Raw genomic sequence first — 21,125 nt, 5'->3', positions numbered from 1 at the left:
ACCACGGCGGCCTGAAGATCCGCATCCTGACGGACATCCGGTAGACCTTCGCGTCCTACGGCAACCCCGACGCGCTGCCCACCGAGAGCCTGCTCGCCGCCCTACGAGCCGATACGGAAGGGCCTTGGGCCGAGTACGGCAACGGTGGGCTGAGCGCACGCGGCCTGCAACTCCTCCTGGCCGACTACCAGATCAGGTCCGCCAACCACCGCTTCGGAGACATTGGTCAGCGCAAGGGCTTCTCACACAGCCAGTTCACCGACGCCTGGATGCGTTACTGCCCTCCGCCCGCGCCCACTGCCCCGTAACCCGGACTCACTCGTCCCACTCGTCGCCGCGCAGGTCAGCGCGGGGACGACTCTCTGCGTGGGACGAGTCCACCCGTCCCGCGTATCAGCGGACCGATCGTGTGCCGATACGAGTCGACCCGTACCACCGGATGCGACCCTCCGCGCCCTGACCACCGATGGGTGTCGCCACAGGAGGCCGGCCAAGCCACGAGGGCCGCTACCCCGGATATGGGGTAGCGGCCCTCGTGTCGTTTCTGACACCGAGTCAGAGAAGCGGCCGGGCGGTGCACAAGAGGGCGGAAAACAGCTGTGACCCACGAGAACTCACGAGAAGAGTTTCCACAGGTCACAGCTGGTGTTTCAGGCTTGCGCCCAGGTCGCCGGGCGCCAGCTCTTAGATGTCGAAGTACAGCTCGAACTCGTGCGGGTGCGGCCGGAGCTGGATCGGGGCGATCTCGTTGGTGCGCTTGTAGTCGATCCAGGTCTCGATCAGGTCGGAGGTGAAGACGCCGCCCTGCTGGAGGTACTCGTTGTCGGCCTCAAGTGCGTCGAGGACGGCGGGGAGGGAGGTCGGGACCTGGGGGACGCCCGCGTGCTCTTCGGGGGCGAGCTCGTAGAGGTCCTTGTCGATGGGCTCGGCGGGCTCGATCTTGTTCTTGACGCCGTCGAGGCCGGCCAGGAGGAGGGCCGAGAACGCGAGGTACGGGTTCGAGGACGGGTCCGGGGCGCGGAACTCGACGCGCTTGGCCTTGGGGTTGGAGCCCGTGATCGGGATCCGCATGGCGGCGGAGCGGTTGCGCTGCGAGTAGACCAGGTTGACCGGGGCCTCGAAGCCGGGGACCAGGCGGTGGTAGGAGTTCACCGTGGGGTTGGTGAACGCCAGGAGCGAGGGGGCGTGCTTGAGGATGCCGCCGATGTAGTAGCGGGCGGTGTCCGAGAGGCCCGCGTAGCCCTGCTCGTCGTAGAAGAGGGGCGCGCCGCCCTGCCACAGGGACTGGTGGACGTGCATGCCGGAGCCGTTGTCGCCGAAGATCGGCTTGGGCATGAAGGTGGCGGTCTTGCCGTTGCGCCAGGCGACGTTCTTGACGATGTACTTGAACTGCATCAGGTCGTCGGCGGCGGCGAGCAGGGTGTTGAACTTGTAGTTGATCTCCGCCTGGCCGGCGGTGCCGACCTCGTGGTGCTGGCGCTCGACCTGGAGGCCGGACTTCTCCAGCTCCAGGGAGATCTCGGCACGCAGGTCGGCGAAGTGGTCGACCGGCGGGGCCGGGAAGTAGCCGCCCTTGTAGCGGACCTTGTAGCCGCGGTTGTCCTCGCGGGCGCCGGTGTTCCAGGCGCCGGCCTCGGAGTCGATGTGGTAGAAGCCCTGGTTCGCGGAGGTCTCGAAGCGGACCGAGTCGAAGACGTAGAACTCCGCCTCGGGGCCGAAGTACGCGGTGTCCGCGATGCCGGTGGAGGCGAGGTACGCCTCGGCCTTCTTGGCGATGTTGCGCGGGTCGCGGCTGTACTGCTCGCCCGTGATCGGGTCGTGGATGAAGAAGTTGATGTTGAGGTGCTTCTCCTGGCGGAACGGGTCCAGGCGGGCCGTCGACAGGTCCGGGCGCAGCGCCATGTCCGACTCGTGGATCGCCTGGAAGCCGCGGATCGACGAACCGTCGAACGCCAGCTCCTCGTCCGGGTCGAACGCCGCAGCGGGGATCGTGAAGTGCTGCATCACGCCCGGCAGGTCGCAGAAACGGACGTCGACGAACTTCACGTCCTCATCCGCGATGAACTTCTTCGCGTCGTCGGCGTTCTGGAACATCCAACTCCTCCTAGCCCGGTCGGCCGGCCGGCGGACCCGGGGTTGCTACTCGGAGCGCGTCCATGTGCGGTGGCGCGCTTGCCCGACCATAGGCAGGCGGGATTTCCCAAGCATGACCCATTTGTTTCGCCGAGGTTAACCGGCACGCTGTCGCCCCCGTCTCCCAGTGTGCGCCCTCGGAGCCCCGTCGAGCCGGTGTGCGAGGCCCGCGGCAGCCCTCCGCGAGGGGAACGTATGCGGTCGCAGTACCGTGGACGAGTGGACAACAGGCAAGCAATCGGATCGTGGATCTCCGGGCCCCGCGCGGCAGCCGAGGACATGGGCGTCGACTTCGGCTACCGCGGGCAGCGCCTCGGGCTGCCCGAGGAGGGGCCGGGATCGATCGCGCGGGTCGGCCGCCGTCTCGGCGCGCTCTTCATCGACTGGGCGCTGTGCCTGCTCATTGCGTACGGGCTGCTCAGCGGCGGCAAGGCGCAGTCGGCGAGCAACTGGGCGCTGGTGGTGTTCGCCGTGCTCAGCGTGCTGACGGTCGGCACGGTCGGCTTCACACCGGGCAAGCGGCTGCTGGGCCTGCGGGTGGTCGCCGAGGGCGGTGGCCGGATCTCGCTGCCGCGGGTGCTGCTGCGCACGCTGCTGCTCGTCGTCGTCATCCCGGCCGTGGTCTGGGACCGGGACGGACGGGGGCTGCACGACCGGCTGAGCCGTTCCGTGCAGGTGCGGATCTGATCCGTGGGCGCGGTGCTGATCGCCTGATCGCCGGATCGGTTGGCCGTGTGCGGTGTGCGTTGTGCCGTATGCCGTATGCGGTTCCCGTCGCAGGTCGCAGGTCGTGGGAGCGGTAGGAGGAGGGGGAGCGGCGGGTTGCTGCCCGGCTTTTCTCCTGGATGCGGCTCTCCGGGATGCAGCGAAGTGCTCTTCTCCCGGACAGTGCTGGACACGGTGAAGCCCCGGAGCCAGGCTCCGGGGCTTCACCATGTTTCCGGCGCGTCGCGAGCGGTCAGCGCGTCTTGCCGCCGCCCTTGGGCATCCGCATGCCCTTCGGCATCGGGCCCTTCGGCACCGGCATGTTGCTCATCAGGTCGCCCAGCGCGCGCAGCCGGTCGTTGACCGCGGTCACCTGGGCGCCGGGCAGGACACGCGGCAGCTTGAGCAGGTGGGTCCGCAGCTTCTTGAGCGGGACCTGGCCCTCGCCGTCGCCGACGATGACGTCGTGCACCGGGGCGTCGGCGACGGTGCGCGCCATCCGCTTCTTCTCGGCGGCCAGCAGGCCGCGGAGCCGGTTCGGGTTGCCCTCGCCGACCAGCACGATGCCGGCCTTGCCGACGGCCCGGTGGACCACGTCCTGACTGCGGTTCATCGCGACCGCCGGGGTGATCGTCCAGCCGCGGCCGACGTTCTCCAGGACCGCCGCCGCCGCGCCGGGCTGGCCTTCCATCTGCCCGAAGGCCGCCCGCTCGGCGCGCCGTCCGAAGACGATCGCCATCGCGAGGAAGGCCAGGACGAAGCCCAGGACGCCCGCGTAGATGGGGTGGCCGATCACGAAGCCGATGGCGAGGAGAACGCCGAATACGACGATGCCCACGCCAGCGACGACTAGACCGACCTTGGAGTCGACCCGACGGGTCATCTTGTAGGTCAGGGCGATCTGCTTCAGTCGCCCGGGGTTCTCAGCGCCGGCAGCGCCGTCTGAGTTTGCCTTCCTCGCCATACAGCGAAGTTTACGTGGCGCGCGGACGACCGGTCGCCGCGGCCTCCAGTACGTACTGGGCGTCGGTCCGGTCCTTGGCGCGGCGGCGGTCCTCCAGGACCGACGTCCAGGCGTTGCGGCGGGCGGTGCGTTGGCCGCCGGCCAGCAGGACGGCCTCGACGGCACGCAGTGCACCGGTGACGGAGGGGATGGGGCGGGCGGTGGCGCGGAGCTGCGCGGCCTCCATGGTGATGGTCTCCCTCTGACGGTCGGACGGACAGGAGCAGTACGTGTGGGAGGTGTCTTGCGGTGCGTGCATCCATCGTCACTGAAGGGTGTTACCAACGGATGACCTGCCGGTCAAACACCTATGAAACGTTGACGCGGCCCCCACGCCCTCCAGCCTGGGGGAGTGCGGGCCGCGTTCTCTCAGCATGTGCCACGTTTCACAAGATGGCGCGTCGGGCGCCTCAAACCGCCTGACTGGACGCCTCGACCTCGCGCCGCTCGACGGCCTGCTGGTAGAGGCGGCCGGCCCGGTACGAGGAGCGGACCAGCGGGCCGGACATGATGCCGGCGTAGCCGATCTCCTCGGCCTCCTCCTTGAGCTCCACGAACTCGGCGGGCTTGACCCAGCGCTCGATGGGGTGGTGGCGCACCGACGGGCGGAGGTACTGGGTGATCGTGATCAGCTCGCAGCCCGCGTCGTGGAGGTCCTGGAGCGCCTGGCTGATCTCCTCGCGGGTCTCGCCCATGCCCAGGATCAGGTTGGACTTGGTGACCAGGCCGGCCTCGCGGGACTTGGTGATGACCTCCAGCGACCGCTCGTAGCGGAAGCCGGGGCGGATCCGCTTGAAGATCCGCGGGACCGTCTCGACGTTGTGGGCGAGCACCTCCGGGCGGGAGGAGAAGACCTCGGCGAGCTGCTCGGGGACCGCGTTGAAGTCGGGGATCAGCAGCTCGACGCCGGTGTCGGGCATCGCGGCGTGGATCTGCCGGACGGTCTCGGCGTAGAGCCAGGCGCCGCCGTCCTCCAGGTCGTCGCGGGCGACGCCGGTGATCGTGGCGTACTTCAGGCCCATGGTCTGCACCGACTCGGCGACCCGGCGGGGCTCGTCGCGGTCCAGCGCCTGCGGCTTGCCGGTGTCGATCTGGCAGAAGTCGCAGCGGCGGGTGCACTGGTCGCCGCCGATGAGGAAGGTCGCCTCGCGGTCCTCCCAGCACTCGAAGATGTTGGGACAGCCCGCCTCCTGGCAGACCGTGTGCAGTCCCTCACTCTTGACCAGGCCCTGGAGGTGGTTGTACTCGGGGCCCATTTTGGCCCGGGTCTTGATCCACTCGGGCTTGCGCTCGATGGGGGTCTGGCTGTTGCGGACCTCAAGGCGCAGCAATCGCCGGCCGTCGGGCTTCGGCATTGGCTGACCGTCGGGTGCGACTGCGGACACGTCGGCTCCCTAACAACTTCGATTCTTCGGCGTACACCAGGGTACGCCCGTCAAATCGCACGCATTTCCACGTGCGGGTGGTGCAGTGCCAACCTCGGAGGGGAGGGCGGCATTCCCGCGGCGGTGGCTGCGGGGTGGGGGTGGGTTCAGACGGCGCGGGGGAGGAGCTCGGCGTTCTCCAGGACGTCCCGCAGGTGTTTCTCGACGACCGGCAGGACCTCGGCGATGGTGATCTCACGGCCCAGCTCGCCGGCGAGCGAGGCGACCCCGGCGTCCCGGATGCCGCACGGCACGATCTTGTCGAACGAGGTGTTGTCCGGGTTCACGTTCAGCGCGAAGCCGTGCATGGTGACGCCCTTGGCGACGCGGATGCCGATCGCGGCGAGCTTGCGGTCCTCGCGGCGCTGGCCGGCGTTGGACGGCGCGTACTCGGGGCCGTTCAGCCGCGGGTCGAAGAGCTCGTCGCCGGTCCGCGGGTCGAAGTCCAGCTGGAGGCCGCCCAGCGCGGCCCGCTCCTCGGCCGCGCCGATGGCGTCGCCCAGGACCCATACGCCGCTGCGGCCCTCGACCCGGGTGGCGTCGACGCCGAACTCGGCGCAGACCCGGATCAGCGCCTCCTCCAGGCGGCGGACGTGCGCGACCACGTCGACCGGGCGCGGCAGCTTCTGGATGGGGTAGCCCACCAGCTGGCCGGGGCCGTGCCAGGTGATCTTCCCGCCGCGGTCCACGTCGACGACCGGGGTGCCGTCCAGCGGGCGCTCGTCGGCGGAGGTACGCCGGCCCGCCGTGTAGACGGCCTGGTGTTCCAGGAGGAGACAGATGTCGGGGACCTCGTCGGCGAACCGGGCGGCGTGGACCCGCCGCTGCTCCTGCCACGCCGACTCATACTCGACGGCGTCCGCCCCGAAGCCCAGATGCACAAAACGCAGCCCCTCGGGTGCGGGGGTCTCCCCCCGAGAGATCGCAGTCACGGCAGCTCCTCTTCGAACCTCTGTCGCACTTCACTGCGACGTTTGATGCCACTTCTGATGCACTTCCGGTGCCTCCTGCGCCTCTGCAACTGTACGGCCGCCGTGCGCGCCCCCCGCAGGCGGCCGGTGCGCCGCCCGTCCGCTGACGCGCCCGTGCCCTGCTCACACGATCGGATGAACGCGGGGCGCAGGCCGCGAGAACGGCGCCGAAGGCCGTTACATTCACGCCGTTCCACAAGGGCGAAGAGCATGCCGGACAAGGTCAGTCGAGCCCGGCGGCCCGGCCCGGAAGGCAGGAGACCGGTAAAGCTGATGACGGAACGACCCCCGCACCACACGCCCAACCGCCAGCTCGCCGCGCTCATCGCCGAGGCGGGCTTCTCCAACGCAGGGCTGGCCAGACGGGTTGATCAGCTCGGTATCGAGCACGGCCTCGACCTGCGCTACGACAAGACCTCGGTGACCCGCTGGCTGCGCGGCCAGCAGCCGAGAGGCACCACCCCGGCACTGATCGCGGAGGTGTTCACCCGTCGGCTGGGGCGCCGGCTGTCCGCACAGGACCTCGGCCTGGACGCCTGCGCGCCGGTGTACGCCGGGCTCGAATTCGCCTCGACCCCCAGCGAGGCGGTGGACATCGTCAGCGGGCTGTGGCGCAAGGACTCCGGGAGCCATGCCGAACTCCGCAAGATCGCCTTCACCCCGGCCGGGCTGGTGGTGCCCAGCCGGGACTGGCTGATCGGCCGCCCCGACGAGCGCGTCGCGCACGGGGAGCCGGCCGCCGACGGCGTGGACCGGGTGCCCCTCCAGGGGGGCCGGATCTCGGTGCCCCGGCAGCGGGGGGCCGACCGCGTCGACCGCACCCAGGGCGGCCGGGTCTCCTCCGGGGACATCGCGGCGCTGCGCTCGGTCGGCGAGCTGTTCCGCGCCCTCGACCACGCCTACGGCGGCGGCCACGCCCGGCAGGCCCTGGTGCGGTATCTGGAGCACGAGGCCGAGCCGATGCTCCGCGGCACGTACGGGGAGGCCACCGGCCGGCGGCTGTTCGCCGCCGCCGCCGACCTGACCCGGCTGGCCGGCTGGACCTCGTACGACATCGCCGCGCACGGGCTGGCGCAGCGGTACTTCGTCCAGGCCCTGCGGCTGTCCCAGGCCGCCGGCGACCGGGCGTACGGCTCCTACGTCCTGGTGACGATGAGCCGGCAGGCCGTTTATCTGGGCCATGGCAGGGAGGCCGTCCAGCTGGCGCGGGTCGCCCAGCAGGGCATCGGCAGCGGTGCCCCGCCCACCGTCCAGGCCCTGTTGCACGCCGCCGAGGCGCGCGGCCACGGCATCCTGAACGAGGTCCGGGCCTGCACCGCCGCGCTGGCCCGCGCCGAACGCGCCCTGGAGAGCGCCCGCCCCGGCGACGAGACCCCGTACTGGGCGCGGTTCTTCGACGAGTCCCAGCTCGCCGACGAGCTGGCGCACTGCCACCGCGATCTCCAGCAGTACCGCGCGGCCTCCCAGCACGCCGAGCGCTCCCTCCAACTGCGCGCCGCCGGCTTCGCCCGCAGCCGGCTCTTCTGCCGGGTGGTGCTGGCCACCGCGCGGCTGGGCCTGGGCGAGCTGGAGCAGGCGTGCACCCTGGGCGCCGAGGCGGCCCTCCAGGCGTCCGAGATGCGCTCCGTGCGGGCCCATGAGTACGTCCGGGACTTCGAGCGCCGCCTGGAGCCGTACCGGGACGCGGCGGCGGTGCGCGGGTACCGGGACCGGGTGGCGGCGCTGGGCTGACCACGCCGACCCACGCCGACCCATGCCGTCGCGGACGGCCGGGGCGGCGGACCGGGGCTCGCTCGGGGCCCTATGCCGCCGCCCGGACGGGGTCTGGTGCCGGGTGGGCGGGGAGGCCGAAGTCCTGGAGCAGTGCGCGGGCGGCGCGGCGGCCGGAGCGGAGGGCGCCCTGGAGGGTGCTGGTGTCGCGGTGGTCGCCGCAGACGTAGAGTCCGGCCAGTACCCGCACGGTGCGCTGCGGGTCGTGCGGTGCGGGCATCGCCGGTACCGCGTACGGGTTGTGATGGGCCGTCAGCAGCTGCCAGTCGTCGGTCCGGGCGCCGTGGATCCGGTCGAGCTGCGGCCGTACGGTCTTGTCGAGGACGGAGACCGGCAGTGACGCGGCGGGGCCCAGCACGGCGGTGGTGATCAGCGTCCGGCCCGGCGGTGTACGGGACGGGTCGATCGCGCCGGCGAGGTAGCTGAAGCCGATGGCGCCGTCCGTCGGCAGGATCAGCGCGGTGTCGCGGCCGGGCGCGCCGCGGGTCCCGACGGGGACGCCCGCGGTGTGGTGCAGCACGGTCACCGGGTGGAAGGCGGGCAGCCGCAGTCCCGGCAGCAGTTCGGCGGCGTCGCGCGCGCCGGTCGCCACCAGCACCGCCCGGCAGGGTATCCGCCCGTGCTCGCGGGTGCTGACGCCGTTGGTGGCGACGGAGGTGACCTGGACGGACGTCCGGACCGTACCGGGCGGCAGACCGGCCGCCAGTAGCTCCGGGACGGCCGAGGCGCCGCCGGCCGGCAGGGCGAGCCGCCCCTCCGCGAAGGCGCGCAGCACTTGGGCGGCGCCCCGGCTGGAGACCCGCAGCCGCGGATCGCAGAGCAGCGCCCGCAGCAGCGGTCGCAGGAACGTGTCGTGGGTGCGCGGCGGGAAGGACGGGCGGCCGGCCAGCGCGTCGCAGACGGAGCGGTCGGCGGACGGGGCAGCGGCGGCGGCCCGGTCTGTACGGCGGTCGGCGCGCGAGAGGGCGCGCGCTGCGGACAGTGCGCCCCTTGTGCACCGCAGCGGGCTGATCCGCTGCGACCGCTGGCCGTTGTGGAGGGCCAGCCCGGACGCGAACGGGCGCAGCGCCAGCTCGCCCAGCCCCGGCGTACGGCGCAGCGCCACCGGGGAGACGGCCAGCGGACGGCCGCAGCGGTCCAGCCGGAAGCCGTCGAACTCGTCGGTGGTGGACCGGCCGCCGATCCGTGGCCCGGCCTCCAGGACGGTGACCGAGACTCCGGCCCCGGTCAGATGACGGGCGGCGGCGAGACCGGCCGGGCCGGCTCCCACGATGACGACGTCCACGGCCGATGCGGTGCGCAGCACATGCCCCTCCCGATGTCGGTCCCAGCGGCGGCGCACCCGTTGTCATGCCCGGTGCTGCCGTCGGGGATGCCGAGCGGTCTGTCCGAGGACCGTAAAAAGGCGACGGCGCGGCCGACAGGGGCGCCCCGGGGGCGCACCGGCGCGCCCTGCGCCACGAGGTCCGTACGGCCGCTCCTACGACTGCTGTGCGGCCCGCACGGCGTCGATGATCCGCGGGTGCGCGAAGCCGAAGCCGGAGTCCAGCAGCCGCCGCGGGACGATCCGCTGACTGCCCAGCACGTCCTCGGCGAACTCGCCCAGCACGAGCCGCAGCGCCGGCGCCGGGACGGTGAAGAGCGTGGGGCGGTGCAGGACACGGCCCATCACCGCCGTCACCTCGCGGTTGGTGACCGGCTCCGGCGCGGTGAGGTTGACCGGGCCGGAGAGCTCCTCGGTGGTGACGAGGTGGCGCAGTGCCGCGATGTGGTCCTGGAGGGAGATGAAGCTCCAGTACTGGCTGCCGTCGCCGAGCCGGCCGCCCAGCCCCAGGCGGAAGATCGGGAACAGCCGCCCCCAGGCTCCGCCCGAGCCCGCCACGACGAGTCCGGTACGGGCGAAGACCGTCCGGATGCCGGCGTCCGCGGCGGGCCGGGCGGCGTCCTCCCAGTCCACGCAGACCTCCGGCAGGAAGCCGTGGCCGGCCGGCCCGCTCTCGTCCGTGCGCCGGTCGCCGGTGTCGCCGTAGTAGCCGATCGCGCTGCCGGAGACGAAGACCCGCGGCGGGGTGTCCATCGAGGCCAGCGCGGTGGCCAGGGTCCGGGTGCCGTGCACCCGGCTGTCGCGGATCCGCTGCTTGTACGCGGCGGTCCAGCGGTGGTCGGCGACGCCCGCGCCGGCGAGGTGGACCACCGCCTCGCAGCCGGCCAGCCCGGCGGTGTCGACCTGCTGCCCCTCGGGGTCCCAGCGCACCTCGCCGGCCGCCCGCGGCGCCCGGCGGACGAGCCGGACGACGTCGTGGCCGTCCGTGCGCAGGGACCGTACGAGGGCCGTGCCGATGAGACCGGTCGAGCCGGTGATCGCGATGCGCATGGGGCCATACTGCCCGCAGTCGGCGACCGGCGCGCAGCGACCCGGCCCACTAGCCCCGGAAGCGTTCCCAGAGGCGGGGGAAGCGCTCGGCCAGCGCCGCGTCGTCCTCGAAGTCCACGTACGTGCCCAGGGGTTCGGGCGGCGCCGGGGGCAGGCCCAGCTCGGGCATCACGGTGCCGGTCAGCTGCTCGTATGCCTCGTCGGCCGCGTAGCCCAGCTCCTCGGCGTCGCCGTCCACCTCCTCGTCGAAGTCGTCCAGCAGGTGGGCGAGGTGGTCCGGGTCGTGCAGCGCGCCCTCGAAGACCTCCCGCCCCTGGCCGATCAGCCAGCAGCGGAAGTAGTCGAAGACGTCGTCGCTGGCGCCGTCCAGCAGCAGCGCGGCGGCGGCCCACAGGTCCCAGGCGTACGCCCGGTTGTAGCGGGACTCGAAGTGGCGGGCGAAGTCCACGACGTCGTCCGGGTCGAGTCCGAGCAGTCGCTCGACCAGGGCGTCGGCCTGCTCCTCGGGGTCGCCCCCGGCGGTCGCGCGGGAACCGTCGACCAGTTCCCAGAACTCCATCTCGTCCATCACCGCTCCATGATCCGCCCTGCCGACCCGGCTCGCACGCGGAGTCCCCCGGATGCTGCGGGGTGCTGCACGGTCCGGTGAACCGTGGTGTCGGGAGCGGGGATCCGCCGGGTGACCGTGCCAAGCTTCCCTCGTTGTGCGGCTTGCAACGACGGCAGATCCTCCAGATCCCCCACAGCACTCCCCAATTTCGCGAAGGGCGCTTTCCAGCCATGCCCATGGACGAACGAACCCGGGCCGACGTCGAACGCGCCGAGGCGGCCATCGTCGAGCACTACCCACGGCTCGTCCGCCTCGCCTATCTCGTACTGCCACCGTCAATGGGCCGCCACCGCAAGGTGCTGACCGCGCACGGCCTGGTGCAGCGGGCGCTGCCGCGGCCCGGACTGCGCCGCCCGGCCGGTGCGCTGCCCGCCCAGCGCGGCGCCGAAGCCGGGTCCGGCTACGACCTGGTGCGCCGGCGAACCCTGGAGCTGGCACTGGCGTACGAGAACCGCCAGGGGCTCGCCGTGCTGCTGCCGCCGGTGCCGTTCGTCTGGGGGCTGCGGCTCTTCCCGCGCGCCGGCGGCGCCGACGAACTCGCCCTGGACCAGGCGCTGTCGGCCGTCCCGGCGCCGGTACGGGCCGCCCTGGGACTGTGGCACCTGGAGGGGCTGGACGCGGAGGCGGCGCGCGCCGTACTGGAGCGGGCCGGGGTCCCGGACCCGGACGCGGCGCTGCGGGCGGCCGGGCAACTGGACCGGCAGACCGGGGCGCGGGCCGCGGCGCTGCTGAACTCCGGGGAGTTCGACCCCTGCACGGTGCAGGCCCGGCCGACAGATCTGCTGCGCCGCCGTCAGCGGGTGCGCGCGGCGGCCGTGATGGTGGCCGCCCTGGCGGTGGGCGCGGTCGCGCTGGCACTGCCCGGCGGTGCCGGGGGAGACCGGGCCGCGACCCCCGCCCGGCAGGCCCTGGACCCCGGCCGGCTGCTGCGCGCCCCCAACGAGCAGTGGGCGAGGACCTCGCGGGTGGACTTCACGGCCTGGCCGCCGCGGGGCCGTGAGGCGGGCAACAGGGAACTGCTGGCGCGGGCGCTGCGGGTGTGGGCCGCGCCGCCCGCCGACGCCCGGATCACCACGACCCCCGGCACCTCCACCCGGCCGCCCGCCGAACCGCCGCGGCTGCTCTACGCGGGGCTGATCGACAACGTCATGGTGGTCGTCTTCCACGACGGCGAGCGGCTGGTGCGCTACGCCGAACCCGAAGGCGCCTCGCCCACCCTGCACTTCGCCCGGGTCGACGACGCGGACCTCACCTCCGGCGCCGGGCTGGTGATCGGCCGCGGCGCCGGGTGGATGCGCTATCTGATCGCTCCGTGGGTCTCCGAGGTCGCGACGCGGGACCTGCTCGCCCCGGACGCCCCGCCGCACGGGCTGCACCTGGCCCCGGACGGGGTCACCGACCGCATCGCGACACCGCCCGAGGCGGGCGGGACCTGCGGGCACTGGCCGGTGGCCGAGTTCCACTCGTCGCCGCGGATCGACGACAACCGCTCCTTCCTGGTGACCGACCTCGGCGAACTCGCGCCGGTGCATCTGACGTACCTGCCGCCGCCGTCCGCGGGCGGGGCCGGCTCGGGCGAGGCCACCGGTCCCGCCGCGCTGCGCAGCTGGGCCCGCACCGCCTGCACCCTGCGGTCGCTGCGCGGCACCGGCGTACGGTCCGTCAACAGCTGGGCGTACGCACAGCAGGCCCTCCCGGAGAACGCCGGCACCGCGACCTGGGTCTGCAACCGCGCCGACACCTGGCGCGGACCCGGCCGGGCCATGGTCCAGTTCCAGCCGCCCGCCGGCGGGCAGGGGGACCCGGGGCGGATCACCGGCCGGGCGGTCGACACGGCGGTGTGCAGCCGCTTCGGCCGGCACGTCCTGAGCGATGTCCACTGGCAGGCGAAATCCGGGAAGTGGTACCTGCTCGCGGCGGGCAGCAGCCAGGTCGGCGGCATCGACGTCACGGGCGGCGTCCGGGCCAGAGCCGAGGCGCCGACGCTCGCCGTACCGGCCGCCCAGGACGCCCGGGCGCAGGTCGCCGGCCGGCTGCGGGACGGCGGGAGCGTGCGCGCCCTCCGGCCGTGAGCGGCGGCGGGCCGGCGCGTCGCCTGCGCCGTCGCCGTTGCCGCCGAGATGTCTGCTGAATCCCGACAGAAGGTGTCGGGATTCGCTGTCAGGGTCGCGGCGTACGGATGCGGGACACCTGACAGCGAGGAGTGGCGAACGTGGCGCACAACGAACCGGCGACCCGGGCGGAACCGGCGGAGCGTACGGGAGCGGCGGGGCGGACGGACGCGGCGGGCCGCAGGGATGCGGCGGACCCCGGCGGGCTGCTGCCGGCCGCCGATCTGACGGGGCGGGTGGCGCTGGTCGCCGGGGCCACCCGGGGCGCGGGCCGGGCGATGGCCGTGGAGCTGGGCCGCGCCGGCGCGGTGGTGTACGTGACCGGGCGGACGACCCGGCAGCGGGTCAGCGAGGTCGGCCGGGCCAGCGAGACGATCGAGCAGACCGCGGAGCTGGTGACCGCGGCAGGAGAGGCGGCCCGTAGGGCCTCCGGCAAGGGCGGTGGTGGGCGACGGGCGGGCGGCACCGGCGTCGCCGTACCGACCGACCATCTGGAGCCGGAGCAGGTCGAGGCGCTGGTCGAGCGCATCGACCGCGAGCAGGGCCGGCTGGACGTCCTGGTCAACAGCCTCTGGGGCGGCGACCACCTGATCGAGTTCGACACCAAGGTTTGGGACCTCGATCTCGCGGGCGGGCTGCGGATGTTCCGGCTCGGCGTCGACTCGCACGTCATCGCCGGCCACTACGCGCTGCCGCTGCTGATCCGGCGCCCGGGCGGACTGGTCGTCGAGGTCACCGACGGCACCGCCTCCTTCAACCGCACCTACCGCGGCAGCCTCTGCTACGACATCACCAAGAACGTCCCGCACCGCATCGCCTTCGGACTCGCCGCCGAGCTGAAGGAGTACGGCGGCACCGCCGTCTCGCTCACCCCCGGCTTCCTGCGCTCCGAGGAGATGCTGGACCGCTTCGGTGTCACGGAGGAGACCTGGCGCGACGCGATCGCCAAGGAGCCGCACTTCGCCATCGCCGAATCCCCGGCCCTGATCGGCCGCGCGGTGCGGGCGCTGGCCGGCGACCCGGACAAGGCGCGCTGGAGCGGCCGTTCGCTCTCCAGCGGCCAGCTGGCGAAGGAGTACGGCTTCACCGACGCGGACGGCACCCGGCCCGACTGCTTCGGCTACTTCGAGGACGTCGTGCTGGGCGGCAGGGACGCGGGACCGGAGGACTACCGCACGCCGGCCGCGGCACCCTCCTCTCCCGGCGGGGCGTAGAGCGCCGCCGTCCGCCGGGCGGCCGCGGCGAACCGCTCCCGCAGCCCGGAGGGCGCGAGCACCTCGCCCTCCGGGCCGAGCGCCAGCAGCTGGGAGTAGGCGACCTCCGCGGACTCCACGGCGAGGCTGACCGTCAGCCGCCCCCGCCCGTCGGGACCGCCGGCCGCCAGCGCCGCCGCTATCGCCTCCCGGGCCGCGATCCGCTCGGTGACGTACGGGAGTTGGCGCACGCCCTGCGGGGAGAGCCGGAGGACCACCTCCTCGCGCAGCAGCGACCGGGCGAACTCCTGGGCGCGCTCGGCCCAGAACGCGGGCAGATCGAACCCCTCGTCGCGCCGGAAGCGTCCGCCGGTGCGCCCCGGCCGCGGGGCGGCCCCCGCGGTGCCGCCGGTCTCCTCGGATCCTGCGGAAGGCTCGGCCCGGTCGGCCGCCCCGCCCGCCTCGACGGCGGTGAACCGGTCGACCCGATAGACCCGGAAGCCCGCCGACCGCCGGCCGTCGCCCGGCGGGGGCGCGTCCCGCGGCGCCCCAGGCCCGCTCGCCGCCGCGGGCCGGCCGTCGCACGCGCGGGCCGCCAGATACCAGACGCCCGCCTTCAGCACGAGCCCGTACGGCTCCAACTCCCGTGCTACTTCACGGTCCTTGCGGAGATATCGGACCGTCAGCCGGCGGTCGTCCCACACCGCGTCGGCGATCGCGGGCAGCCGCGGGGGCGTCTCCGGCTCCTGATACCAGGCCGGCGCGTCCAGATGGAACCGCTGGGCGGCGCCCGAGGCGGCGTCCCGCAGCTCGGGCAGCAGCGCGGCGGACACCTTCAGCCGGGCGGCGGACGCGGCGTCCCCCAGGCCCATCTCCCGCAGGGCGGAGGGCACTCCGGACAGGAAGAGCGCCTCCGCCTCGCTGCGGCCGAGGCCGGTGAGCCGGGTGCGGTACCCGCCTATCAGGCGGTAGCCGCCGGCCCGGCCGCGGTCCGCGTACACGGGTACGCCGGCCTCCGAGAGCGACAGGACGTCCCGGGTGACCGTGCGCTCCGAGACCTCCAGCTCCCGCGCCAGCTCACCGGCCGTCATCGACGGCCGGGACTGGAGCAGCAACACCATCCTGATCAGCCGTGCGGCACGCATGAATCCATCATGCCGGGCACCACTGACAACGCCCCGCGGGCGAGGAGGTGAGCGAGCCCCGTGCGAAGACCCCGGGCGCGGGAGGTGTTCTTCGCACGGGAGTTGGCGGGCGGGCGGCGCCCGGTGTCGGCCGGGGCCGCCCGCGTCCGGTGGGCGCGGTCACCAGGGCGGGACCGCGCGCGGTGTCACAGCCCGTAGCGCTCCCGGGCCTCCTTGACCGTCTCCGGCTTGACGTCGCCGCGCCGGGCCAGCGCCGCGAGCGCCTGGACCACCAGCGACTGCGGGTCCACGCCGAAGTGCCGGCGGGCCGCCTCCCGGGTGTCGGAGAGGCCGAAGCCGTCCGTCCCGACGGAGGTCCAGTCCTGCTCGACCCACTGGGCGATCTGGTCCGGGACCGCCCGCATCCAGTCGCTGACCGCGACGACCGGGCCGGGGGCACCGGCCAGCGCACGGGTGACGTACGGGACGCGGTCCTCGCCCTCCAGGCGGGCCGCGTCGCACTCCAGGGCGTCGCGGCGCAGCTCCGTCCAGGACGGGGCCGACCAGACGTCCGCGGCCACGCCCCAGTCGGCGGCCAGCAGCTGCTGCGCCTCCAGGGCCCAGTGGATGGCGGTGCCCGACGCCAGCAGCTGGAGCCGCGGGACGTCGGCGCCCTCTATGGAGACGGCTTGCCGGTAGCGGTACAGGCCCTTGAGGATGCCCCCTTCGACACCCTCCGGCATGGCCGGCTGCACCTTGGTCTCGTTGTAGACCGTCAGGTAGTAGAAGACGTCCTCGGCGTCGGGGCCGTACATCCGGCGCAGCCCCTCCTTGACGATCACCGCCACCTCGTACGCGAACGCCGGGTCGTACGAGACCGCCGCCGGGTTGGTCGAGGCGATCAGGTGGGAGTGGCCGTCGGCGTGCTGGAGGCCCTCACCGGTCATCGTGGTGCGGCCGGCGGTGGCGCCGATGACGAAGCCGCGGCCCAACTGGTCGGCCAGCGCCCAGAACTGGTCGGCGGTGCGCTGCCAGCCGAACATCGAGTAGAAGATGTAGAAGGGGATCATCGGCTCGCCGTGCGTCGCGTACGACGTCGCGGCGGCGGTGAAGTCGGCGAGCGAACCGGCCTCGGTGATGCCCTCGTTGAGGATCTGGCCGTCCTTGGCTTCCTTGTACCAGAGGAGCTGGTCGCGGTCGACCGGGTCGTACGTGGAGCCCTTGGGGGAGTAGAGGCCGGCCGTCGGGAAGAGGGACTCCATACCGAAGGTACGGGCCTCGTCCGGGACGATCGGAACCCAGCGCCGGCCGGTCTCCTTGTCCCGCATCAGGTCCTTGACCAGCCGGACGAACGCCATGGTGGTGGCGATCTCCTGGCTGCCGGAGCCCTTCTTCAGCGCGTCGAAGGTCTTGTCGGCGGGCATCGGCAGCGGCTTGGCCACGACCTTGCGGGCCGGGGCCGGGCCGTCGAGGGCGGTGCGCCGCGAGCGCAGGTACCGCATCTCGGGCGAATCCTCGGCCGGGCGCCAGTACGGCACCACGTCGCCCTCCAGCGCACTGTCCGGGATGGGGAGTTCGAGCAGATCGCGCATCGCGCGGAACTCCGCCAGGGTCAGCTTCTTCATCTGGTGGTTGGCGTTGCGGGACTCGAAGCCCGTGCCGAGGGTGTAGCCCTTGACGGTCTGCGCCAGGATGACGGTCGGCGCGCCCTTGTGCTCGACGGCGGCCTTGTAGGCGGCGTACACCTTGCGCGGCTCGTGCCCGGCGCGGGAGGTCTGGAACAGCTCCAGCAGCTTGGCGTCGGAGAGCTTCTCGGCGAGGGCCCGCAGCGACGCGCTCGCGCCGAAGAAGTGCTCGCGCAGGTAGGCGGCGTCGCGGGTGGCGTACGTCTGGAACTGCGCGTCGGGGGTCTCGCGGAGGCGCTGGAGCAGCGCGCCGTCGGTGTCGAGCGCGAAGACCTCGTCCCACGCCCGGCCCCAGAGGGCCTTGACGACGTTCCAGCCGGCGGCGCGGAACTGGGCTTCCAGCTCCTGCACGATCTTGAAGTTGGGGCGGACCGGGCCGTCCAGGCGCTGCAGGTTGCAGTTGATGACGAAGGTCAGGTTGTCCAGGCCCTCGCGGCCGGCCAGCGCCAGTGCGGCGGTCGACTCCGGCTCGTCCATCTCGCCGTCGCCCAGGAACGCCCAGACGTGGGAGTTGGCGGTGTCCTTGATGCCGCGGTGCTCCAGGTAGCGGTTGAAGCGCGCCTGGTAGATCGCGGAGAGCGGGCCCAGGCCCATGGAGACGGTGGGGAACTCCCACAGCCAGGGGAGGCGGCGCGGGTGCGGGTACGAGGGCAGGCCCTCGCCGCCGGCCTCCTGGCGGAAGTGGTCGAGCTGGTCCTCGGTGAGCCGGCCTTCGAGGAAGGCGCGGGCGTAGATGCCGGGGGAGGCGTGGCCCTGGATGTAGAGCTGGTCGCCGCTGCCGTCGCCGTCCTTGCCGCGGAAGAAGTGCTGGAAGCCGGTCTCGTAGAGCCAGGCCGCCGAGGCGAAGGTGGCGATGTGGCCGCCGAGGCCGAGCTTGGAGCCGCGGGTGACCATGGCGGCGGCGTTCCAGCGGTTCCAGGCGGTGATCCGGGCCTCCAGCGCCTCGTCACCCGGGAACGCGGGCTCGGCGGAGGTCGGGATGGTGTTGACGTAGTCCGTCTCCAGCAGCGACGGCAGGTCGGTGCCCTCGGTGCGCGCGGTGTGCTCCAGGGCGCGGCGCATCAGGTACGCGGCGCGATGCGGGCCCGCTGCCTCGGCGACGGCGTCCAGCGACTCGCGCCATTCGGCCGTCTCCTCGGGATCGAGGTCCGGGAGCTGGTCGAGCTGGCTGTACGGCAGGCGCACGGGATCGGGCATGGGTGGCCCCTTTCCGGACGGGTGGGAATGCGAGTTCGGCAGGCATTCGGCAGGCAGGGGTGTCGCGCCCCAGCAGTCGACGATACGCCTCTGATCGATGATCGATCAACGCTCTCCGGGCGAATAACCGCAGGTCGGCACGGGGTGCCGCATTGCGGGGCACCGCGTGCCAGCTCCGGAGCCCCCCTCCGTTACACCCCGGAGCCCCGCCGGTACGCCATGGAACCGGCGGGGCCGCCACCGCCGTGACCCGCCGCGAGCGCGGCCGGCCGGGGTCTCACACGCGCGGCGCGCAGCTCAGCACATGCGCCTTCAGCAACGTCCCGATCTTCGGGTCGCGCCGCCGGAAGGCGTCCACGATCTCCTGGTGGTCCTGGGCGTGCGAGCGCGGCTCCGGGCTGAACCAGCGGATGGAGAGCGTCGTCCAGACCTCGACGCCCAGTGACTCCCAGGTGTGCAGCAGCACCGCGTTCCCGGCCGCCCGCACGATCTCCCGGTGGAAGGCCACCGTGTGCCGGACCTGCGCCTCGCCGTCGCCCGTCGCGTCCGCCTCGCGCAGCGCCGCCACCTCGCGCTCCAGCGCCGCGGTGTCCTCCGCCAGCCGTCCGGCCGCCAGCTCCGCGGCGACCTGCTCCAGCCCGGCCCGCACCGGGTAGCTCTCCTTGAGGTCGTCCGCGGTCAGATTCCGCACCCGGACGCCCTTGTTCGGCGCGGACTCGATGAGCTGGAGCGACTCCAGCTCCCGCAGCGCCTCGCGCACCGGGGTCTGGCTGACCTCCAGCTCGACCGCGATCCGCCGCTCCACGATCCGCTCGCCCGGCTGCCAGCGGCCGCTGACGATCCCCTCAAGGATGTGCTCGCGGATCTGCTCGCGCAGCGAATGGACGACGGGCGGGGTCATGAATTGCTCCTTCAGAGCGTGTAGGGCCCCATGGGGCAAAGAGGCCGGTGGGGGCCATTATCCGGGATGCGGACACACACAAGGGCCGGCCCCGGCTCGTCAGGAACGAACCGGGGCCGGCCCCTTTGCACGGCTATGGCTTACGCGGGTGTCAGAGACCGATCTCGGTCTCGAACTCCGCGGCCTCCAGGATCTGCTTGACCGTGGTCAGGTAGCGGGCGGCGTCGGCGCCGTCCACCAGACGGTGGTCGTAGGAGAGCGCGAGGTAGGTCATGTCGCGCACCGCGATGGTCTCGCCGAGGTCCGGGTGGTTGATGACCACCGGGCGCTTGACGGTGGCACCGATGCCCAGGATGCCGACCTGGTTCGGGGGCACGATCACGGTGTCGAACAGGGCGCCGCGCGAACCGGTGTTGCTGATGGTGAAGGTCGCGCCGGACAGCTCGTCCGGGGTGATCTTGTTGGCCCGGACCTTGCCCGCCAGCTCCGCCGTCTTACGGGCGATGCCGGCGATGTTCAGGTCGCCCGCACCCTTGATGACCGGGGTCATCAGGCCCTTCTCCGCGTCCACCGCGATACCGACGTTCTCGGTGTCGAAGTAGGTGATGGTGCCCTCGTCCTCGTTGATCCGGGCGTTGACGACCGGGTGGGCCTTCAGCGCCTGGACGGCGGCCTTGACGAAGAACGGCATCGGGGAGAGCTTGACGCCCTCACGCTGCGCGAAGGCGTCCTTGGCCTTGTTGCGCATCCGCATGATCGCGGTGATGTCCACCTCGACCACGGAGGTCAGCTGCGCCTGGCCGTGCAGCGCCTTCATCATGTTGTCGCCGATGACCTTGCGCATCCGCGGCATCTTGACGGTCTGACCGCGCAGCGGCGACGCCTCGATGACCGGAGCGCCGGGCTTGGCGGCGGCGGCCGGCGCGGCCGGGGCCGGGACGGCGGCCTTGAGGGCCTCGGCGGCGGCGATGACGTCCTGCTTGCGGATCCGGCCACCGACACCGGTGCCCTTGACCGTGGCGAGGTTGACGCCGTTCTCCTGCGCCAGCTTGCGCACCAGCGGAGTGACGTACGCGCCTTCGCCCTCACCGGCCGCCGGGACGGGGGTGACGGGGGCCGGCGCGACCGGAGCCGGAGCCGCAACCGGAGCCGGCGCGGGGGCCGGAGTCGGCGCGGGGGCCGGGGCCGGCGCGGGGGCCGGGGCCGGGGCCGGGGCGGGTGCCGCCGGAGCGGGCGCGGGTGCCGGTGCCGGGGCGGGCGCCGGAGCGGCGACCGGGGCCGGGGCGGCCGGAGCCGGGGCAGCGGCCGGAGCCGCACCCTTGATGCCGATCACCGCGAGCTTGGCGCCGACCTCGGCGGTCTCGTCCTCGCCGACCACGATCTCCAGCAGGACGCCGGAGGCCGGCGCCGGGATCTCGGTGTCGACCTTGTCGGTGGAGACCTCCAGCAGCGGCTCGTCCTCGGAGACCTCCTCGCCGACCTCCTTCAGCCAGCGGGTGACGGTGCCCTCGGTGACGCTCTCGCCGAGCGCGGGGAGGAGAACATCAGTGCCGGAGGCGCCGGCGGGCGCGGCGACGGGGGCCGGCGCCGGCGCCGGAGCCGCGGCGGGCTCGGGCTGGGCAGCCGGGGCGGGCGCCGCGGCGGCGGCCGGGGCCGGAGCGGCGACCGGCGCACCGGTGCCGTCGTCGATGATGGCCAGCTCGGCGCCGACCTCCACGGTCTCGTCCTCGGCCACCTTGATGGAGGCCAGCACGCCGGAGGCCGGGGCCGGGATCTCGGTGTCGACCTTGTCGGTGGACACTTCGAGCAGCGGCTCGTCGGCCTCTACGCGCTCACCCTCGGCCTTCAGCCAGCGGGTGACGGTGCCCTCGGTGACGCTCTCGCCGAGCGCCGGCAGGGTTACGGAAACCGCCATGGTTTCTGT

16 protein-coding genes and 1 pseudogene are annotated in these 21,125 nt (G+C 73.0%); 5 read left to right on the top strand and 12 right to left on the bottom strand.

Annotated features, from left to right (window positions below; all coding sequences use genetic code 11):
* Positions 1–65 precede the first annotated feature (65 nt).
* Positions 66–308: pseudogene (locus tag ACO1BR_RS01880) on the top strand (DUF3631 domain-containing protein); the annotation flags it as partial.
* A gap of 376 nt (positions 309–684) precedes the next feature.
* On the opposite strand, the gene glnA reads toward ACO1BR_RS01880, so the two are convergent.
* Positions 685–2,094 (bottom strand): type I glutamate--ammonia ligase, encoded by a 1,410-nt coding sequence (gene glnA / locus ACO1BR_RS01875; RefSeq protein ID WP_159504224.1) that lies wholly within the window; start codon positions 2,092–2,094, stop codon positions 685–687.
* A gap of 258 nt (positions 2,095–2,352) precedes the next feature.
* Between glnA and ACO1BR_RS01870 the strand changes: the two genes are divergently transcribed.
* Positions 2,353–2,820, top strand: coding sequence for an RDD family protein (locus ACO1BR_RS01870; protein ID WP_426793236.1), 468 nt, complete (start codon positions 2,353–2,355; stop codon positions 2,818–2,820).
* A 271-nt stretch (positions 2,821–3,091) separates the two neighbouring features.
* On the opposite strand, the gene ACO1BR_RS01865 is transcribed toward ACO1BR_RS01870, so the two are convergent.
* The 4 genes from ACO1BR_RS01865 to lipB all read right to left on the bottom strand — a co-directional run bounded on the left by ACO1BR_RS01865 (position 3,092) and on the right by lipB (position 6,197).
* Entirely contained in the window at positions 3,092–3,802 is a 711-nt protein-coding gene (locus ACO1BR_RS01865; RefSeq protein ID WP_426793235.1) for a DUF4191 domain-containing protein, read from the bottom strand.
* 10 nt (positions 3,803–3,812) lie between these two features.
* Complete coding sequence (locus tag ACO1BR_RS01860; protein ID WP_426793334.1) at positions 3,813–4,028, bottom strand: hypothetical protein; 216 nt, start codon at positions 4,026–4,028, stop codon at positions 3,813–3,815.
* Between the two features lie 223 nt (positions 4,029–4,251).
* Positions 4,252–5,196 carry a lipoyl synthase gene (lipA, locus tag ACO1BR_RS01855; protein WP_426793234.1) on the bottom strand — a complete coding sequence of 315 codons (945 nt, stop codon included), beginning with the start codon at positions 5,194–5,196 and terminating at the stop codon, positions 4,252–4,254.
* Between the two features lie 176 nt (positions 5,197–5,372).
* Positions 5,373–6,197 carry a lipoyl(octanoyl) transferase LipB gene (lipB, locus tag ACO1BR_RS01850; protein WP_426793233.1) on the bottom strand — a complete coding sequence of 275 codons (825 nt, stop codon included), beginning with the start codon at positions 6,195–6,197 and terminating at the stop codon, positions 5,373–5,375.
* A 312-nt stretch (positions 6,198–6,509) separates the two neighbouring features.
* Between lipB and ACO1BR_RS01845 the strand changes: the two genes are divergently transcribed.
* Positions 6,510–7,967: a regulator gene (locus ACO1BR_RS01845; protein ID WP_426793232.1), complete on the top strand. Its 1,458-nt coding sequence runs from the start codon at positions 6,510–6,512 to the stop codon at positions 7,965–7,967.
* Between the two features lie 70 nt (positions 7,968–8,037).
* Here ACO1BR_RS01845 and ACO1BR_RS01840 read toward each other — a convergent pair whose 3' ends face one another.
* The 3 genes from ACO1BR_RS01840 to ACO1BR_RS01830 form a co-directional block, all read right to left on the bottom strand.
* Positions 8,038–9,312: an FAD-dependent oxidoreductase gene (locus tag ACO1BR_RS01840; RefSeq protein ID WP_426793231.1), complete on the bottom strand. Its 1,275-nt coding sequence runs from the start codon at positions 9,310–9,312 to the stop codon at positions 8,038–8,040.
* Between the two features lie 174 nt (positions 9,313–9,486).
* A complete protein-coding gene (locus ACO1BR_RS01835; protein ID WP_426793230.1) occupies positions 9,487–10,380 on the bottom strand; it encodes a TIGR01777 family oxidoreductase in 894 nt (297 codons plus the stop codon).
* 49 nt (positions 10,381–10,429) lie between these two features.
* Positions 10,430–10,948, bottom strand: coding sequence for a DUF4240 domain-containing protein (locus ACO1BR_RS01830; protein WP_426793229.1), 519 nt, complete (start codon positions 10,946–10,948; stop codon positions 10,430–10,432).
* A 218-nt stretch (positions 10,949–11,166) separates the two neighbouring features.
* Between ACO1BR_RS01830 and ACO1BR_RS01825 the strand changes: the two genes are divergently transcribed.
* Positions 11,167–13,062 carry a hypothetical protein gene (locus ACO1BR_RS01825; RefSeq protein ID WP_426793228.1) on the top strand — a complete coding sequence of 632 codons (1,896 nt, stop codon included), beginning with the start codon at positions 11,167–11,169 and terminating at the stop codon, positions 13,060–13,062.
* 317 nt (positions 13,063–13,379) lie between these two features.
* A complete protein-coding gene (locus ACO1BR_RS01820) occupies positions 13,380–14,315 on the top strand; it encodes an SDR family oxidoreductase (protein WP_426793333.1) in 936 nt (311 codons plus the stop codon).
* Here ACO1BR_RS01820 and ACO1BR_RS01815 read toward each other — a convergent pair.
* From ACO1BR_RS01815 to sucB, 4 genes are all read right to left on the bottom strand, one after another.
* Complete coding sequence (locus tag ACO1BR_RS01815) at positions 14,270–15,439, bottom strand: helix-turn-helix transcriptional regulator (protein ID WP_426793227.1); 1,170 nt, start codon at positions 15,437–15,439, stop codon at positions 14,270–14,272. The genes ACO1BR_RS01820 and ACO1BR_RS01815 overlap by 46 nt on opposite strands.
* Before the next feature lie 185 nt (positions 15,440–15,624).
* Complete coding sequence (aceE, locus tag ACO1BR_RS01810) at positions 15,625–18,300, bottom strand: pyruvate dehydrogenase (acetyl-transferring), homodimeric type (RefSeq protein ID WP_426793226.1); 2,676 nt, start codon at positions 18,298–18,300, stop codon at positions 15,625–15,627.
* Positions 18,301–18,577: 277 nt separating this feature from the next.
* A complete protein-coding gene (locus tag ACO1BR_RS01805; protein ID WP_159504235.1) occupies positions 18,578–19,201 on the bottom strand; it encodes a GntR family transcriptional regulator in 624 nt (207 codons plus the stop codon).
* A 151-nt stretch (positions 19,202–19,352) separates the two neighbouring features.
* Entirely contained in the window at positions 19,353–21,116 is a 1,764-nt protein-coding gene (gene sucB, locus ACO1BR_RS01800; RefSeq protein WP_426793225.1) for a 2-oxoglutarate dehydrogenase, E2 component, dihydrolipoamide succinyltransferase, read from the bottom strand.
* Positions 21,117–21,125 lie beyond the last annotated feature (9 nt).

Origin of the sequence: Streptomyces sp. YGL11-2, from assembly GCF_050054615.1 — a bacterium.
Taxonomy (GTDB): domain Bacteria; phylum Actinomycetota; class Actinomycetes; order Streptomycetales; family Streptomycetaceae; genus Streptomyces.
The sequence above is the reverse complement of the archived record's forward strand: the minus strand, read 5'-3'. Positions and strand labels throughout refer to the sequence as shown.